Origin of the sequence: Halorubrum sp. ASP1 (genome assembly GCF_005435135.1) — an archaeon.
GTDB classification, from domain to species: Archaea; Halobacteriota; Halobacteria; order Halobacteriales; family Haloferacaceae; genus Halorubrum; species Halorubrum tropicale.
Genome location: NZ_SGUA01000034.1, coordinates 1 through 1882, shown reverse-complemented (window position 1 = coordinate 1882; position 1882 = coordinate 1). Strand labels below are relative to the sequence as shown.

The window sequence follows — 1882 nt, the reverse complement described above, 5'->3', positions numbered from 1 at the left end:
CGACCTCGCGACCGACGGCGGCGAGGAGGTGCCGCCAGCCGAGAACGTGCTGTTCGACGCGATCGAGGAGCACTACGACGACGACCAGTGTGGCGCTCCGACCGACGAGGTTGTTCGGTCGATGCTGGCGGAACAGTTCATCGACGTGGCCGAGGTCGGCCGCGTGCTCCAAGACTGCTACTTCGACGGAGAGATCTACCAGCCGTCGGATACGACGATCGCCCGGACGAACCCGGAGGTGGGTCATGGCGACGAGTGAGCGGTCGGGGTCGGCGGCGAGCGCGCCGGTCGTCCTGGACGCGGAGGTCGTCGAAGACCGGATGCTCGTCGGGGTCGACCGCGGCGAGGTGTCGCTCGTGATCGAGGCCCCGGCGGACGCGAGCGAGGAGGAGATCGAGGCGGCGCTCGACGGCCTCCCTGAGAGCGTCGTTCAGACTGCGGACCTGTTCGTCGGAGGTGGTCCGGCGTGAAAGACGCCGATGATCTCGAGCGGATCGCGGACGCCCTCGAGCTCCAGAACGCGCTCCTCTTACAGCTCGTTCAGGACCGGGAGCGTGAGCGCGTCCAGGAGCATCCGGACCCGGACCACTCCGGTCGGTCGGACCGCGCGATCGCGACCGACGTGGTCGACGCCTACGGCGACCTCTACGGCGGTTCGATCGGCTCGTGGCCGTTCGATCCGGTCACTGAACGAGTCGAGAAGATGGGGGACTCGCGTTGAACCAGGCAGGTCCTCCCCCCACGGACCCGTCGGAGCTCTCGCCGCGACAAGCCCGCGACCGGTTCCTCGACAAGCGGCGGATGGAAAACTCCGAGAAGACGGTCCGGAGCTACCGGAACCGTCTCACGCAGTGGGTCCACTGGTGTGAGGAGCGCGGGGTCGAGCGCGTCGGCGATCTCTCGGGGTGGCTGTTCGACGAGTACGAGCGGTTCCTCCGTGAGGACGACGCGCCGGCGACGGTGAAGGGTAAGATGACGGCCGTCTCGCAGTTGGTTCAGTACCTCGAGACGATCGAAGCGGTCGACGACGATCTCCCCGACAAGGTGCACGTTCCGAAGCTCACCAGATCGCAAGAGACGAGCGACACGATGCTCGACACGGAGGACGCGAAGGAGCTCCTCGAATTCTATCGGAACGATCCGGGTCACTTCGGAACCGCTCCGCACGCGGTCCTGGAACTGTTCTGGAACACCGGGTGCCGGCTCGGAGCGCTCCGCGGGCTTGACCTCGGTGACTACGACAGCGACGCCGGATACGTCGACTTCAACCACCGGCCGGAGTCTGGGACGCCCCTGAAAAACGACGAGGATGGGGAGCGTGTCGTTCGTATCTCGGACGCGGTCACGGACGCGCTCGACACGTATATCGCTCGCGAGCGATCGGAGAAGCGCGACGACGACGGCCGCGAGCCGCTGTTCTCGGGACGCCAGGGACGCGTGTCGGAGTCGACGATCCGAGCGTGGGCGTATCAGGGGACACAGCCCTGTTTGTACACGCAGTGTCCGCACGGTAGCAGTCGCGGGAGCTGTAAGTTCATCCAGCGATCCCACGCCTCGAAGTGTCCCTCCTCGAGAGCGCCGCACCACATTCGGACGGGCTCTCTCACCTGGCACTGCGACCGCGGGCTCCCGATCGAAGTGATCAGCGAGCGCGTCGACGCGGACCCGGACACGATCAAACGGTACTACGACAAGGCCGATCGGCTCCGGAAGATGGAGGAGCGGCGCGAGGAGTTCACGGCGGATCTGGATATCGACGAGGAGAGCGGCGACCACGACGACGAAACTCAATCATGAACACGATAGCGAAAACCGACGTCTCGGCGTACCGACACACCACTGATTCTGAGTTGCGCGACTCCCTCCGGCCCCATAGCGGTCT

General features: G+C 65.8%; 4 protein-coding genes. All 4 read left to right on the top strand.

From position 1 onward, the window contains the following. Nucleotides 1-259 (top strand): hypothetical protein (locus tag EXE48_RS18550; RefSeq protein WP_158295146.1); only part of this gene is annotated, 259 nt, incomplete at its 5' end. After that, nucleotides 246-470 carry a hypothetical protein gene (locus EXE48_RS18105; RefSeq protein ID WP_137712164.1) on the top strand — a complete coding sequence of 75 codons (225 nt, stop codon included), beginning with the start codon at nt 246-248 and terminating at the stop codon, nt 468-470. The genes EXE48_RS18550 and EXE48_RS18105, both read left to right, overlap by 14 nt. Next, nucleotides 467-721: a hypothetical protein gene (locus EXE48_RS18100; protein WP_137712163.1), complete on the top strand. Its 255-nt coding sequence runs from the start codon at nt 467-469 to the stop codon at nt 719-721. The genes EXE48_RS18105 and EXE48_RS18100 overlap by 4 nt, the downstream gene beginning before the upstream one ends. Before the next feature lie 80 nt (nt 722-801). Then, on the top strand, nt 802-1797 hold the full coding sequence (locus tag EXE48_RS18095; RefSeq protein ID WP_241992037.1) for a tyrosine-type recombinase/integrase: 996 nt from the start codon (nt 802-804) through the stop codon (nt 1795-1797). Nucleotides 1798-1882: the final 85 nt, after the last annotated feature.

Coding starts and splice junctions, on each gene's coding strand:
- EXE48_RS18105 (WP_137712164.1), top strand. CDS start 246: ATGGCGACGAGTGAGCGGTCGGGGTCGGCGGCGAGCGCGCCGGTCGTC.
- EXE48_RS18095 (WP_241992037.1), top strand. CDS start 802: ATGGAAAACTCCGAGAAGACGGTCCGGAGCTACCGGAACCGTCTCACG.